Source organism: Shewanella sediminis HAW-EB3, assembly GCF_000018025.1.
GTDB lineage: Bacteria > Pseudomonadota > Gammaproteobacteria > Enterobacterales > Shewanellaceae > Shewanella > Shewanella sediminis.
Genome location: NC_009831.1, coordinates 3,630,077 through 3,644,304 on the forward strand (window position 1 = coordinate 3,630,077; position 14,228 = coordinate 3,644,304).

Below are 14,228 nucleotides of genomic sequence, written 5' to 3' on the forward strand. Positions count from 1 at the left end.
CAATCTAGTGTTATCTGATTACCTTTTTGTTACCATTTGTTGCAAATATGCTCGTCCAATAAAGTAGTAAAAGATTTAACATCGGAGACATACAAATTATGAGGATTTTTTGTATGGTTGTTACCTGCGATAAAGTCACCAAAAACAACTGAAAAATTATGGCCGCATGCCGCTGCCATGTCAGGAAATAACATTCCCCAAAATAAGCGAGGGCCAAGAATAATGATCTCAGTTTCAGGACCTGCAAACAACATGTTGGTAATTGATGAGCTCCCACTAGAGATCAATGTACGAGCGTTAGAAAATAGTTGCATTTGTTCTGGTAAGGTATAATCAAGGGGATCAATAACCTCAATACCTCTCTGGTTACAGGCATCAATTATTTCTTCTTCATTTACCAATGCCCGTGTGTAGTTTTGAACATCCTTTCGAATAAGGTAATAATCTTTCTTGCCTGCTAATGAGCTATTATTTTTCAATAATGCTCTTCGTGATGCAGCTATTTCATTAGGGCATACATCCCAATTCATAGGGAGGATCGTTGCGTGTTCTATAGTCGATATACCATTTGTTGGCATAATATCAATTCTAGACTCCGTAACGCCAGCTAAAATGAGGAATTCTATCACCCACCTGGGGGTATTGTCAGGCATGAGAATTTTATGATCATCGAATTCAGGGTTCTCAATAGTAAGTAATATTCTAGAGCTAACTTGAATTAAAGCATGAAAGTAATTTGTAAAATAATTATTCGGAACAGCAGAAATTAGATACTTTCCGCTAAATAAATACTTATCTAGCTGTGCAGGGTTATAAAGTAAACTTGTGTCCGCAACTTTAACCAATTGTTTTTTCAGATGATTATGTAGTAAGTCCAACTCATATAGCCCTTTATTATCGATAAAGGGAATAGTACCTAAAAGGATATTTAGTTGCTTAACTTGGATACCAACCAAAGGTTCTGCACTTATTTTGTTTGTATGTACCTTTACGTCATCAAAATCCTGATGAGCATGCCGATAAATGTTTGATACAGTATTTTTTGTATCGCAAATTGTTATGAGTTTCCCACTAATTTCTTTAGCCCAACCTTTATAAGATAAGAACGGTGATAGTTGCATATGTTCAAACTGTTCAACATTTTCGTATCCTAATTGTGTAAATTTTTGGTTGATTGTTTCACGTATACCAAGCTCTAAAGTGGCCTTGCTCTGTAGCTCATTTAATAAAGTAGTGGAAATATCATACTTCTCTGCACACTCAATAACCTCTATAACTTGTTGCATCATATTTAGATTATATAAGCTAGAGGCCAACAAGTTATATGCTTGTGTGTTGACTCTTGAATTAGAAATAGCTTGCTTTGCTAGAAAAGCAATCAGATGCATATTCTCATCATATTTTTCAATAGGATTGAAAAACTTTTTTGCCCCATATGGAGGAAGAAAAGGGTCTGGCCGAATTCTAGTTCTTGATTTAGCAATATTGAGAAAACCTAAATTTTTGTCAATTACTTGAGCCAACTCTGAAAGAGAAGAAGAGTTAACGCTTATGACATCGTCTAGATTACTTAAAAGGTACTCACTATTGCTCATGTATAAATTCCTGTAATACTATTATCAAAACATGGGACTAACAAACTTTCTTCACCATAAAACTTGAGAAAACTCATGCGTTGAGAAAGCCTATTCAAGTCCATATAAATGTCTGCAGCAGCTTCAAAATCCTTTAATTTAATTTTAATTCTCCATAAGACTCTTAACAAATGATGTTCATGAAGGTTAACTTTTAACATGCATTTTTGTAGAATACGACCGTTATACATTAAGCCTTTATTTTCAAAGTAATCATTAGAAAATTTTTCTGCCTCTTTGTACATTTCCTCATTAAGAAGACTTTCAGCCATTATTGAATACATATCTGAAGGAGGAGAGAAGTGCGAAAAGACGTATTGACACTTTTTAATCGCTTCTAGGTACCTCTCTTGTCTAAAGTAAGAACGTGCTAAGCCAAAATGGCCCGGAGGATAATGTAAATTGCGCTTAATTAGCTGAAGGTAAGTTGCTTCACTTTGTTTGAAGTCTCCTATTTGAGCTAAAGAAATTCCTTTTAAGTGTAATATTTCATCAGGAAAATCCCTCAAGGATAGTGCAAAGTTGCAATACTTTAAGCACTCATGCCACAGTTTACACTTGTTTAATTTCCTAGCTACCTCGAGAATATGGTGAGATGAGAATACACCTATACCTTTACTTTGAATGTGCTTTTTGGCGTAACGTGCGGCTTCAGAATAATTTTTAGCACTAAGTGAGGCTTGCCAAAAACAGATATGTAATGCTTTTAAAGAAACCCCTCTTGTAAAAAGCTGCTCACATAATTTTATACAGCCATTATATTCTCTTTTGCAAAGTTTTACTCGTGCTAAACCTAACATAAGCAATGGCTTGTAAGGATCTTCTTTTGCTTTTCTTTCAAAATAGTTTATTGCTTCATCAAACCTTTTTAATTTTAATAAAGAAACCCCTTTAATATACACAATTGAAGAATGTTCTATTTTAATTTTTAAAAATAAGTTACAAACCATTATTGAAAGCAGCCAAAAGCAATGTTTTAGCTGTACCTTTCGCGAAGATATTGCTGACTTTATAAATGCTGCAGTATCTTTTGCATACATCATAATTTTATTATTTATTGAGGCTTTATTCAATTTGGATAAAGCCAAGGACTTATATTGCATAACGCCAGCTTTTAGTTAGTTGATATAATATAGATCATGTTAACAAGTTTTTATCAAGTATTTTCTGTAAAACACTGCGAATATTATCATCTGAAACTTTGTGCATATCAGGATGGCTTGGGACATTAATTATTCGGTTAAAAATACTAGTTGCGTTTGATGTTTTTGCAAGAGGTTTATAATATTTGCCAACGCGGAAAAAACTATTTTCTAAAGTATGTGACTCTATTGAGTAGGGAGCTAATAAAGGGTATCCCATAGCAGGAATATCGGTACAAAATAAATTTGAATAACCTAACTCTTCGGCTATATTGACTAATCTGATAGCTTGTTGTTGATACAAAGGAATCCACTGTGCTGAAGTCTCTAGCCGAGTTAGTAACGCCGCGCATGAGATATCTGATATTTTACCATTATTGACCCAGTTTGCTGACTCGTCAGGTGATATTGTTGTGTATTCGATGAGCTTAAGAATATCTTCAAATTCATCCTTAGGCACTATAATTAAGCCTCCTTCACCTAGCCCAAAGGGTTTAGTGTGATGTAGGCTTAGTGATTGATAAGGTACATCAGGTAAATCCGCATTAATACCAGCAGCATTGTCATAAATGACAACTTTCCCAGTTTTATTTTGCCATTCTGAATACAGAGAAAAATCCTTTAAAAGGCCGAATGGATTAGTAACTACAATCCCATCGAAACTGTTTTGATCAATCTGTGATAATGCATCTAGCGATAAAGCACCTTGCTCATCACAATCGACTTTAATTGCATTGGAAAAAACTCCTCGTCCAGCATTTGCGAAGCTGAATGAACTCACACACCAACGCAAAGTTTTCTTTTGACGAACATTGTGCAACCCAGCTAAAGCTTCTAGGGCAATACCTCCGTTGGCACATGGAATTACTACTTTATTCGTTAAACGTGTAAAAAAATTCTCATAAGCATGTGCTAAAGCGAACCATGCAGGCCCTCTGTTGGACCAACGGTTGTAAAATTCAGAACTCTCTAGTAGCTCCGAAACTCTATTGATATTGAATTCTTTTCGTTCAGCAAAAGATACAATGTTTTCAGGTTCTAATTGTTGAGAGGATAGAAATTCATCGATAGGATAAGATGGTTTGTCTTGGTTACTAAATAAGTTAACATTCAGTTTGTTTTGGTAGTCCATATTCCTTCATTAATCCTAGTAGTACAGTGTAAAACTCAACGTTATATCGCAAGTTTGAATATTTTATAAAAACTATTGTTTATCGTCATTCGCGTTCGTTCGCGTTGCGCAATAATAGCACTTTTCTTTTTTATTACAAATAGTATCCTGAACATTCTTTATAAATAGTTTGGAGAAGTAGCTTTGTACATTTGCTTTAGAATCAATGTTATAGCATTGTTTATAGTTACAGTGTTGTTTATACTTTTATGCTCTAATATGAGTTCTTAAAGCAGCTTATATGAACTCAGACTAATCTAAGCTTATCAACTCCACTTCGAATACAAATGCAAGTTTTAGACTAAGATTACTCGCAGTATCTCACTTTATTGAGGGTAAAAATCGGACTGAAATCGTTTCAATTCTTAAAGTCAGCCAATTCAGTGTGAAAAATGGATTAAAGCCGATCTCGATATAGGAATTGAATGTCTGATAGAAAAACCTCACACAAGAAGGCCATCCTCCCGCATAAGTTGCAATTTCGTTAAACACACACCCTTAACTCAAATTAACTTGTGCAGCGATAGAATTGTCGTGATCTTATTGAATTTAGAGTTCGTTTAAGTTGACCTAAAACTGAACCAGTATCGACTGAATAAGCATTGACCATGTGTGTTAAGTATTTCTTTTCGCTGTAATCATAATCACTTTCAAAGACTTACCATCAATAGTTACATGAATAGTTTATAATATTCTTCACTTTAAATATTGCTACACCATCGAGTAAAACAGAGAGGAAACTCATCATGGTCACCAATCCAACAATAAAAGTTGTAGTATCTTGACTGGGTATGCTTGATGAATAAGGGCTGAACTTTCTATGCCATTCTAAGTTCTATTCTCCAAATGTTTCTATTTCATCCCAGTTTTCATTACAGAAACCATTGCTGTCACAACTTGTGAACATAACTTCGAAGAAGTCATAAGTAATTTTTCGTTCCTGACGGCTATCATTCAATATGCTAAAATGCACTTTGAATTCGTCGTTATTCATCTTTTCAATCTCGCCTTGTTATTTAACAGTATAAGATCACGTAAGTTCACCAGATTCAACTCATTTTTTAAAATTTAATCCCGAAACCTTGATAAAAACTGTAAAAATAACACGTGAAAACCCTGAAAGCCCCCCCTCACTGTGCTTAAGTGATCATCTCTATAGAAAGAGTTATCTAAGTCGTGAGTAACACATTTTCCTTTCACTGCTATATTATAAAATAATTTATGGGGATAAACTTTAAATATATTTATATGCTTTCTAAACTTAATGGTTAAGTTAGAACAGTATTTAATACCCATTTTTATTTAAATAACTTAGCAAAAAACTTCGATAGAACACCAAGCCCCTCCTTGCGAATAGACCCAAGTGTATTATCTTCATAGAGCCAGTTTAGCTCTAATCTTTGTCGTTGAATAACTAATCTAAGACGCTCAATTTCATTATTATTAACATCATAAACAAATGGTTTAGATTGTTCTGATTGGGCAAACAGCGGCCTAAATCGTTCAATATGCTTTTTGATATGTAAGGGAAGTTGGTTGTAAATCTGCCATTGCCTTTCAATAGATAACATCTCTACTGGAGATTTATCATCCTTGTTTTCCACAAGAGTTGTACAAAACAATGAAGTGTTACAATTTAAGAATTTCTCAGCTAAAATATCATTACTCTGCTTGCAAGAGCTAATCAATTCAGACTTTTCTGAAAAGGTAAGAATCTTATAGTTTCGGCCTAGTTTCTTTTCTTCTGAGTTATGGGAGATATCTATAAGGTAGCTAACCATTTCTTTATGCATATCACGAATCATTGGCACTTCGTTTAGCGCCCTCAGCACGAGGATTACATCTTCAGAAAGCCCTTGATTAGTAGCCTTTCCAGTTACAGGATTCTCAAAGTCGCAAACATTATCGATATTAAATATCGATAAAAAATCTGCATAAAGCCCATTTCGCATTTGTGCTTTATCATAGGGCCGAACAATAATATTTTCACTGCCAAAGACATTTTCCCATTGAGATATAACATTATTATAATTCAACCACCCCATACGAATTTCTCTCATATGTAGAATACTGCCAGTATAACGCCTTGATGAATCTTTAATGATTTCATTATAGACCGACTGTGCCCACTCATCTTGCCTCCTCACATAGACAATAATTTTAATATGGGCATTCAATTTTTTTAAATATGGTTCAATTCTATCTAATGGTATTTGTTCTAAAAAGCATTCCGAGCTGATAATTACACTTTGAGCATTTGAATTGGCAATTTCTTTTTTCAGGCTGGCATAAAGCAAATTAGGATCAAGGTTTTTATTGGAAGCTTTCAAACAATTTGCTAATGGCCCGTGTGCGGCCCCTGCTCTTCCTGTTTCTGCGTATAAGAAACCTTTGCGTGCCAATTCACTTTGATTTGCCGAGCAAAATGATTGTATAGCTGACGTACCTGTTTTATGGTAGCCGATATGAAAATATACTGTTTTTTTATTTGTCATTTAAATTAGTGTCATTAGAGGATAAAAGTTCTACTTATATAGAATACCCCTCCATTTATGATGGAGGAAGGATATACTATTACTCGGTTTGGGTACGTCCCAACACTCCCATTAATATAATGGCAAAATCAGTAAAAAATAACTAACCAATTGAAGCTTTCAATATAAACACTTTACCATGAATTACAGGAATGAATAAAGTAGAATTCCATTTTGTATGGTTTCCGAAATTTGACCGTAGTAGTGTAAGCGTCTGGGTAACAAGACCTAGCTACGCTTAATATTCCATGGTAATAACGCGTCAATATCATTAGGTCTTTCAGCAATTTTCGAAGAAAAGGTAATTTAGCAATTTAAATTAAATCCTAAAACTCACTATTTGTTAACACAATAATATTTACCAGAGCGACTACTAACTTCTAACTTTTATTAACCAATTAGAAATGGGGTAAAGAAATTTTAAAACCCTTTTGTGAAATTTTTCCGAAAAATTCAGCTTGTTTGTATGTTTTAATAATTTTATAAGTAAGGGATGCAGACCTAAGTTTACATCTGACACGGCTGTAGGGTACTGGAAATTATTTACTTCTGAAAGTCCAATGATATTTAGAAAGTCTGTAATTACACCGTGCTCTAGACAAGTAGTATTTTCGTATTGACGGACAATTAAATTATTTCGACCAAAAACCAGAGCCCAGTCTTGCAAAACGGCATTATAGTTTAACATTTCCCACTGTGGTAAATCTTCAATTTCTCCAGAGTACCTAAAGTATCTATCTTTAATCAACTGGTAATAAACAGCTTCTATCCATTGCTTTGGCTCCCTAAAGTAGAAGATAATTTTTATACTTGCATTTATACCAGCTAATGCTTCTTTAACCTCTTGAGGATCAATCCACTCAAGGAAGCACTCGCTACTCAATACAATTTTTTTGACTTCTGATTTAGCAACTTCACTTTTTAGAGCCATATATAGAGACGCTGAGCTCTCCCCTCTTTCAAGCGCGTAGATATTCTGTCTAATTTCATTTTCTTTTGGTAGAAGAGACTTCAGAACCTTATCCCATTCATTCCCTTTGAAGGCATTAGCAAGCTTACTATGGCCTGCACCAGATAGTCCTGTTAAAGGATATAATATTCCTTCTGACAAAATCAAATCCTTATTGCGATGCATGAAATTCTGGATAGCCGTAGTACCTGTTTTATGGTAGCCCACATGAAGGTAGATTTCTTTCATTTTATTTATCTATTGCAAACTAAAATAGATTCAATTTTAATATATATTAAAATCACGACTGTTACCCTTATAATTTATTGAGACGAAAGATTTTTTTAAGCCCATAAACTACGCCCCTTAAAGTAGTGGGTCCCATCAATACTTTATTCAAACGCTTTATCTCTTCGTCCGCTTTAGCTTTATCTTGAGCCATTTTCCCTGTTACACCATACAACGAATCGACCTTTGCAAGCAAATGAATACGGTTTAGCTCCAGCACTCCTAAAAACGGTTTTAATAAATCAAGTTTTTCTCTTGTATCTGCAAGTAGATCAAGCTGTTCTTGGGAGAGCATATCTGGTTTAAACATAATCCCAAGTCCCCAAACAGATGGAATACTGAAGTATTCCCAATCATCGTTCTCAGCAAGGAATTCTTCAAAAGCACTTAAAACACCATTTTGTTCTCCCCCTTCTTGCTCAGCAATGTGATAATCCATAGAGTACCCAACCTTAGATACATTACTAGTAGTTGGGAAAAGTTTGGCACGTTCAACTATATTAAGTTTCGAGTCTTGGTACTCATCACCATAATGCATATCTCGATAACCACATGGCCAACCCACATCATGAGCAAAAATAACTTTGCAGCCTATTTGCTCTTGGTTCAATAGCTCTAACTCTTTCTTAACAACAGCATAATTATGATCTCCATCGAGAAAACATATCTCAGCCTTTCTTTTTCTGTTGAAATAATCAAACGATTTCTCTGCAAATAAGCTTGTATGCTCAGGGAGTTCAACCTCATCCGATTGATTTAATGCAGGGTCAATGATATCCAGCTCAGCACCTAAGTCAGAAACTACATCTTGTAATTGCTTCGAAGTAAAGCCCCTGTCCGCTCCAATCTCAGAAATTCTAGTAGGCATAATACTTTTAATAATAGGCAGTAAAAAAGGGAAAAAGTTGGCCATTGAAGTCAAGTTAAGTTCAACTTGAGTCTGAGGAGGTAGGCTGAGAAGTTTTTTAGGTATATCTGCGATTTCATCTAAGTTTCTAATTAAGTTCCAATCTTCAGAAGGCATTTTTCTCTCAGTGTTAAAATTCAAATATTAAGGAAATTTATTAAGTATATAATTTAGTATTTTTCAAAGACCCCTTTCAATCCGACCTATGATAAATATTAACTAGCACGCCGCAAAATATATTTGTTTGTAAAAGCCCACAGTTTATTCATCAAGTTGGGACAAGAAAGAAGAAATTGAATAGATACTCTCATTAACCCAGAAAACTCTATAGCGACTTGTCCATGCGGCCATAGACTCTGAGTCACTCTGTTCAATTTTTGTGATATTGATTGACCATATCCATCATATATTAAAACAGATACATCTAAGCCTTTACCAAAGTCTGCAGAGCGAGTATCTACGGTCAAAAAGTCGAGCTGACTGCGACTTGGGAAAACAATAAGCCTTTGAATCATTTTAGCTGCTAGATTCTCCTCTCTTTGAATTTGGTTAGCATTCAGTTCTGTATCTGATTTGGCTATATAGTCGCAAATCCCATTTAAAAAATCATCTTCAATACTTGGTTTCCTAATATTGTCAGGAATCACACCCGTTTCAGGTTGAATTAAATCGTGAGGACTTTCAAGCAGGTACCCTTCAACACTCGGCCATTTGGGTTCAAAAACACCTTCAATTAGATGCCTATGTAATAATATAGACGATAATGGATAAAGCCAATGGTACCTATCAGCTTCAAAAGCAACACCTTGTAGATTAGAAAAGTGCTCAGGTACTTGGGAAGAGAAAGCACTTCGTCCAAAAAAGTGACCAAAAAAATTAATATCTGGAAATATGCTTTGACACTCACGAAGTATTGTTCCGCTCCAACCTGTATCAACCATTAACAAATGAGAGTTCCCTTGCCTTATCTCGTCTAAGTGGCGACGTAATTCTTTTGTGTGTGACTTTAAGTAGGCTGCTAATACTGTATACCCTGCATGAGTGGGTTTAATAAACTCGCAGAAATCATCTACCTGAATATCCCTTTTTTTGTATATTTCTTTTTCAACTGTGCACAAAGAACTTTGCCAAGAATGAAATACAGCCTTAGGCAATAAATACTCCATTGCCTTTAAAACAGTCACACAGTTATATTCTCGCTGTAAAAGTGTAGATGTTTCTTCTGGTGTTTTGAGGTAACTCGCCTTTAACAAAGCCATACGTGATACATAAAAGTCTTCCTCAGGGAGAGGTGCTTTTATATTATTTTTACTTAAAAATAAATTATAAACATACCGTAATCTTAACCCACCGCGTGATAAAAATAGAGTTAATGAATCCCTATCTGTCCAAACTTGCTGATTGAGCCATAATTTATAGGAAAAACTATAAAATATAGGCCCTAATACATGATAACCAAATTCATACTTTGTTCTAACTTTTACCATTATCTAAGCCTAACTTTTCTATGCTTAATCAAGTATGCCACGAGGCGCACCTTATGAATAAAACGCCACATTAATGGTCGCGGAACATAAACACTGTTAATGCCAAGTTCATTTGAACGTACAAAATCAGAGAAATAATTATCCCCACAATGCGCAATTTTATCGTAGTCAACCATCTCAATTTTCTTCACCCGTTGATAAAGATCACCTGATGACTTACCAACACCAAAATCAGCACTAGAATAGAGTGCGTCTAGCTGAAATCCTCCTAAGTTATCATTAAGTAGATCTTCAATTTTATTAGAGGATAAGTACATATCTGAGATGCCAATAACTCTTTTCCCTTTATTTCTTGCAGATTTTAATATATTGAGTAACAAGGGGTTTACAAAAAGGACACTCTTTTCATAAGTTAACTCTTCTTCTGCGAAGGTTGAAATCCATTCATGGGATAGTTGCAAATTTTCACAGACAATTTTTAATATTTCATTATGCTGAGCTTCGCGGATACCATTAAAGTCTTTAGTGTTTCGGTAAGCAGCCATAGCAGCAAAAACTCTTAGACTTGTAATATCATCAATTGACATTTTGACACAGGCGCTTTCTGCTTTAAGCTTTTTTAACCAAAGTTCTGCCATCTTTTCAAACCTAAGATACTCAGGGCATGTAGTCCTAAAAAGTAAGGTATCAAAAATATCAACTGAGACAACGTCTATATGGTCCGAGCTTACAACTTTTTCAAATTTCTTATAAGCATTCGGGTTATTCAATGATGCAAACATATCTAGGTTAACTCTTTCAACTTAAAAGCCTCTTAACAAACTCAAACAAGCCAATTTTTTTTAAAATCTTTTGAATGAGAAGAGAAACATAACTTTGATGCCTAGGTCCTGCTACATAGGCTTGGTGTAACACAAAACCTAACCCTAAGCTATTCGTATTAATATCATTGCGTAATTTCCGATTACGGTAAATAGCTTCATATTGAATATGTTTATCTATCCCTGCCGTTACTGTATTTCCATAAGAGTCACTTGCTTTAACATTAGATATTCTAAAATGATAATTAGCTAGTGCTTCTGGGATAAGTCCAATATCACCCTCCAATAAAGTGCGTAAATTAAAGTCCCAGTCACCTAACACAGGTAAGGTCTCATCAAAGCCGTTAACAGCATCATAGCAACTCCTCCTGAACAAAAACGAGATAGGTGGAAAGTTATTATGAAAAGATAAATCACTTAGCTTAATGCTATTAAGTTGCCCATTAAAAGAACTTTTGCCGGTAATTTTTACATGATTATCAGTTATTTCTTCATCTATTCGAATAGAGTGAGTTACAACGCCAACATTACTTATATTTTCATCAAGGTAATCAACTGTTTGTTTTAAGAAATCAGGTTGCCACGTGTCGTCATCATCATGAATAACGGCATATTCACTGCTACTTTTTTTCATGCCATCATTACTGGCCGCTTCCATACCAACAGATTTATCACGGTGGACAACAACAACATCCACCCCATTAGTACGAGCAATATCAGCTTGACGGTCAACCTCCCCTCTCTCTCCAGCATCATTAACTAAAACCCAAACAAAATCTCGAAAAGTTTGATTTTCAACACTAGCTCTAACACGAGGCAATAAAATAGGCCTGTTTTTTGTTCGAGTGATAATAGCTACTTTAGTCACTAAGTAATTCCCTTGATTGATTTTAATAAAATGTTTTAAGTATTCGAATCCCCAGGGCAACCGCATGAGTCACGGAAAAGTCATGAAGAAGCTTGCTCTGACTAGCTTCCTATTACCTTCCAAATGTATGATGCATCCATCAAACACATCTTTCTTTTACGCTTGATACTTACTTTGAAAGTGGATTCTATTTTTAGTTGGTTCAAACAAACCTACCTGATCCTAGAAAGTTCTCAGGACTTTCCTCTACTCTCTTTCGTGATTTGTCTTCACCAAAAGAGCAATCTAACTACCAATGCATAGATTCAACTAACTAGTGCAAACGACTTGCAGTTAACAATTCTTCAGCATTTAGCTGCTTAGAACTAATATAATAACGAACGTATATATCAGCCTCTTCTGCAACTTCTTTTTCTGAATTCATCGATACAACAAAAGCCATCGATTTTAACCCCGGCCACTCATCTGAAATATCACCTAAAACAGATAAATCATGACTAACAAAAGCGGCTCGACTTTCATGTCTACCTCGAGATTGTTCTTTGGTTGTATATATTTCAATATCATCATTATTTAGCATACTAAAATCGAAATAATCATCAAAAGCAGACGCTAAGCTCCCTTGGTTTCCTTTGACAGCTAATAGATAATCAACTGCCTTTTCTAGGATTTTTTGAGTAACGTTCCCCCTAACACTCCACCGCATCAACAGTAACCAACCATTCATTAATTTTAAACAGGTTCAACAACTTAGTGGCAGTTGTAATCTCATTGCTTTTTTAAAATACTTTCTCTTGCCCGAGGGTTAATGCATTTGATTATCATCAAATTTCAACTAGAAACTGGTAGTCACCGATTTTCAGTAAAACCAGGCTTCTTCTTGATTTTTCCGCGGCGAGATGCGAAGAAGAGCTAAGAGCTAGAATGGAGTTCATCTAGCATTGCTGATAGTTGTTTGCGCCAGTGTTTAGTTTCTACCCTGCTTGCTTGCTCTGCTGTGGTTTTATCTATCACGCTAAAACTTGGCCGTTGAGCTGGTGTAGGGTAAGCACTTGCGGGGATTGGGCGTACTGGAATCGCTTTGTCTAACATGCCTTTTTCAATTGCGAGCTCTTGAATAGCTACTGCGAAGTCGTACCAAGAGGCAACGCCTGCATCTGTCCAATGGTAAATTTGAGCTGAAGAGGTACTTAGATTCCGGATATCTCGTTCCTCGATTCCGGAATGACGAGAAATTAATGCCCAAATCATTTCTGCTAGCCCTTTCGCCCAAGTTGGTGTGCCTACTTGATCATATATGATACCGAGCTGTTCTTTCTCTACCATTAAACGTAGCATGGTTTTTACGAAGTTATTACCATTTTCTGAATACATCCATCCAGTACGAATAATTATAGCTTGACACCCCAAGAGATTATTTACTTTAATATCACCTTGCAATTTTGAATCACCATATACGTTAACAGGGTTTGGGGTATCGTCAGTTTGATATGGCGTATTTTTTAAGCCATCAAAAACAAAGTCAGTTGATATATGAATTAACTTTGCGCTAATTTCTTTACAGATTAACGCTAAATATTCACTGCCTTTTTCGTTTACGGCATAGGCGGTTTCTTTATCAGTTTCTGCTTTATCTACTGCGGTATAAGCGGCTGCATTGATAATGATGTCTGGTGAATGAGCTATTACTACTTCATTGACTTGTGCTTGGTTGGTGATATCCAGCTCATTAGCACTAAAGCTGATGATTTCAATATAGCTTGGTGTGGTTTGCTCTAGCTCCCATGCCAGTTGACCACCTTTTCCTGTTACTAATACTTTCATCTGTCTCTTTTTTTTATAAAAAATGAGGGTAATCCAAATTCAGAGTTAGAACTTTGGAGCCAGTTCAAAGCTTAATCCGTTTTTATCTTTTTCAGACAGTAATGGTGCTTGTTTATCTACCCATGGCCACTGAACATTAAGTGTTGGATCATCCCACTTAATTGATACCTCTGCACTTGGGTTATAATAATCTGTGCATTTGTACATAAACTCGGCGTCTTCACTCATCACATAAAAGCCATGAGCAAAACCTGCTGGCACCCATAACTGGCGTTTATTTTCAGCAGACAGAATTTCTCCAACCCATTGTCCATAGGTTGGGGAGTCTTTTCTTAAATCGACGGCGACATCAAAAACTTCGCCTTTGGTAACGCGAACTAATTTACCTTGGGTTTGCTCTGTTTGGTAATGCAGACCACGTAAAATACCGTGATTCGATTTACTGTGGTTTTCTTGCACAAACTCTATATCACCGCATTTTTCTTTAAATAAAGAAGTTCTAAATGTCTCCATAAAGAAACCACGTTCATCACCAAACACTTGTGGTTCGATGATTTTTACATCTGGAATGGTTGTATTAATAAATTTCATAACATGAAAGCT

The 14,228-nt window shown here is 35.5% G+C and carries 12 protein-coding genes; all 12 read right to left on the reverse strand.

Annotated elements, in window-relative coordinates; all coding sequences use genetic code 11:
* Window positions 1-29: 29 nt before the first annotated feature.
* The 12 genes from SSED_RS15740 to rfbC all read right to left on the reverse strand — a co-directional run bounded on the left by SSED_RS15740 (window position 30) and on the right by rfbC (window position 14,216).
* Complete coding sequence (locus SSED_RS15740) at window positions 30-1,595, reverse strand: glycosyltransferase family 61 protein (RefSeq protein WP_012143335.1); 1,566 nt, start codon at window positions 1,593-1,595, stop codon at window positions 30-32.
* Complete coding sequence (locus SSED_RS15745; RefSeq protein WP_012143336.1) at window positions 1,592-2,737, reverse strand: tetratricopeptide repeat protein; 1,146 nt, start codon at window positions 2,735-2,737, stop codon at window positions 1,592-1,594. Before SSED_RS15745 ends, SSED_RS15740 begins: the two co-directional genes overlap by 4 nt.
* Window positions 2,738-2,771: 34 nt before the next feature.
* A complete protein-coding gene (locus tag SSED_RS15750) occupies window positions 2,772-3,908 on the reverse strand; it encodes a DegT/DnrJ/EryC1/StrS family aminotransferase (protein WP_012143337.1) in 1,137 nt (378 codons plus the stop codon).
* A gap of 1,337 nt (window positions 3,909-5,245) precedes the next feature.
* Window positions 5,246-6,442, reverse strand: coding sequence for a hypothetical protein (locus SSED_RS15755; protein WP_012143338.1), 1,197 nt, complete (start codon window positions 6,440-6,442; stop codon window positions 5,246-5,248).
* Between the two features lie 412 nt (window positions 6,443-6,854).
* A complete protein-coding gene (locus SSED_RS15760; protein WP_012143339.1) occupies window positions 6,855-7,679 on the reverse strand; it encodes a hypothetical protein in 825 nt (274 codons plus the stop codon).
* A gap of 67 nt (window positions 7,680-7,746) precedes the next feature.
* A complete protein-coding gene (locus SSED_RS15765; RefSeq protein ID WP_012143340.1) occupies window positions 7,747-8,742 on the reverse strand; it encodes a class I SAM-dependent methyltransferase in 996 nt (331 codons plus the stop codon).
* Between the two features lie 98 nt (window positions 8,743-8,840).
* Window positions 8,841-10,112, reverse strand: coding sequence for a hypothetical protein (locus SSED_RS15770; protein ID WP_012143341.1), 1,272 nt, complete (start codon window positions 10,110-10,112; stop codon window positions 8,841-8,843).
* Entirely contained in the window at window positions 10,112-10,894 is a 783-nt protein-coding gene (locus SSED_RS15775; RefSeq protein WP_012143342.1) for a haloacid dehalogenase, read from the reverse strand. Before SSED_RS15775 ends, SSED_RS15770 begins: the two co-directional genes overlap by 1 nt.
* A gap of 16 nt (window positions 10,895-10,910) precedes the next feature.
* The gene (locus SSED_RS15780; protein WP_012143343.1) at window positions 10,911-11,801 is read right to left on the reverse strand and encodes a glycosyltransferase family 2 protein; all 891 of its coding nucleotides are present in this window, start codon (window positions 11,799-11,801) and stop codon (window positions 10,911-10,913) included.
* 313 nt (window positions 11,802-12,114) lie between these two features.
* Window positions 12,115-12,528: an ISAs1 family transposase gene (locus tag SSED_RS24150; RefSeq protein ID WP_012143344.1), complete on the reverse strand. Its 414-nt coding sequence runs from the start codon at window positions 12,526-12,528 to the stop codon at window positions 12,115-12,117.
* Between the two features lie 185 nt (window positions 12,529-12,713).
* Window positions 12,714-13,625, reverse strand: a complete 912-nt coding sequence (rfbD, locus tag SSED_RS15790; RefSeq protein ID WP_012143345.1) for a dTDP-4-dehydrorhamnose reductase — start codon at window positions 13,623-13,625, stop codon at window positions 12,714-12,716.
* 45 nt (window positions 13,626-13,670) lie between these two features.
* Window positions 13,671-14,216, reverse strand: a complete 546-nt coding sequence (gene rfbC, locus SSED_RS15795) for a dTDP-4-dehydrorhamnose 3,5-epimerase (RefSeq protein WP_012143346.1) — start codon at window positions 14,214-14,216, stop codon at window positions 13,671-13,673.
* Window positions 14,217-14,228: the final 12 nt, after the last annotated feature.

Bases quoted from the DNA above. Each gene is read 5' to 3' on its own strand.
- SSED_RS15740 (WP_012143335.1), bottom strand. From the start codon at position 1,595: ATGAGCAATAGTGAGTACCTTTTAAGTAATCTAGACGATGTCATAAGC.
- SSED_RS15745 (WP_012143336.1), bottom strand. From the start codon at position 2,737: ATGCAATATAAGTCCTTGGCTTTATCCAAATTGAATAAAGCCTCAATA.
- SSED_RS15750 (WP_012143337.1), bottom strand. From the start codon at position 3,908: ATGGACTACCAAAACAAACTGAATGTTAACTTATTTAGTAACCAAGAC.
- SSED_RS15755 (WP_012143338.1), bottom strand. From the start codon at position 6,442: ATGACAAATAAAAAAACAGTATATTTTCATATCGGCTACCATAAAACA.
- SSED_RS15760 (WP_012143339.1), bottom strand. From the start codon at position 7,679: ATGAAAGAAATCTACCTTCATGTGGGCTACCATAAAACAGGTACTACG.
- SSED_RS15765 (WP_012143340.1), bottom strand. From the start codon at position 8,742: ATGCCTTCTGAAGATTGGAACTTAATTAGAAACTTAGATGAAATCGCA.
- SSED_RS15770 (WP_012143341.1), bottom strand. From the start codon at position 10,112: ATGGTAAAAGTTAGAACAAAGTATGAATTTGGTTATCATGTATTAGGG.
- SSED_RS15775 (WP_012143342.1), bottom strand. From the start codon at position 10,894: ATGTTTGCATCATTGAATAACCCGAATGCTTATAAGAAATTTGAAAAA.
- SSED_RS24150 (WP_012143344.1), bottom strand. From the start codon at position 12,528: ATGAATGGTTGGTTACTGTTGATGCGGTGGAGTGTTAGGGGGAACGTT.
- rfbD (WP_012143345.1), bottom strand. From the start codon at position 13,625: ATGAAAGTATTAGTAACAGGAAAAGGTGGTCAACTGGCATGGGAGCTA.
- rfbC (WP_012143346.1), bottom strand. From the start codon at position 14,216: ATGAAATTTATTAATACAACCATTCCAGATGTAAAAATCATCGAACCA.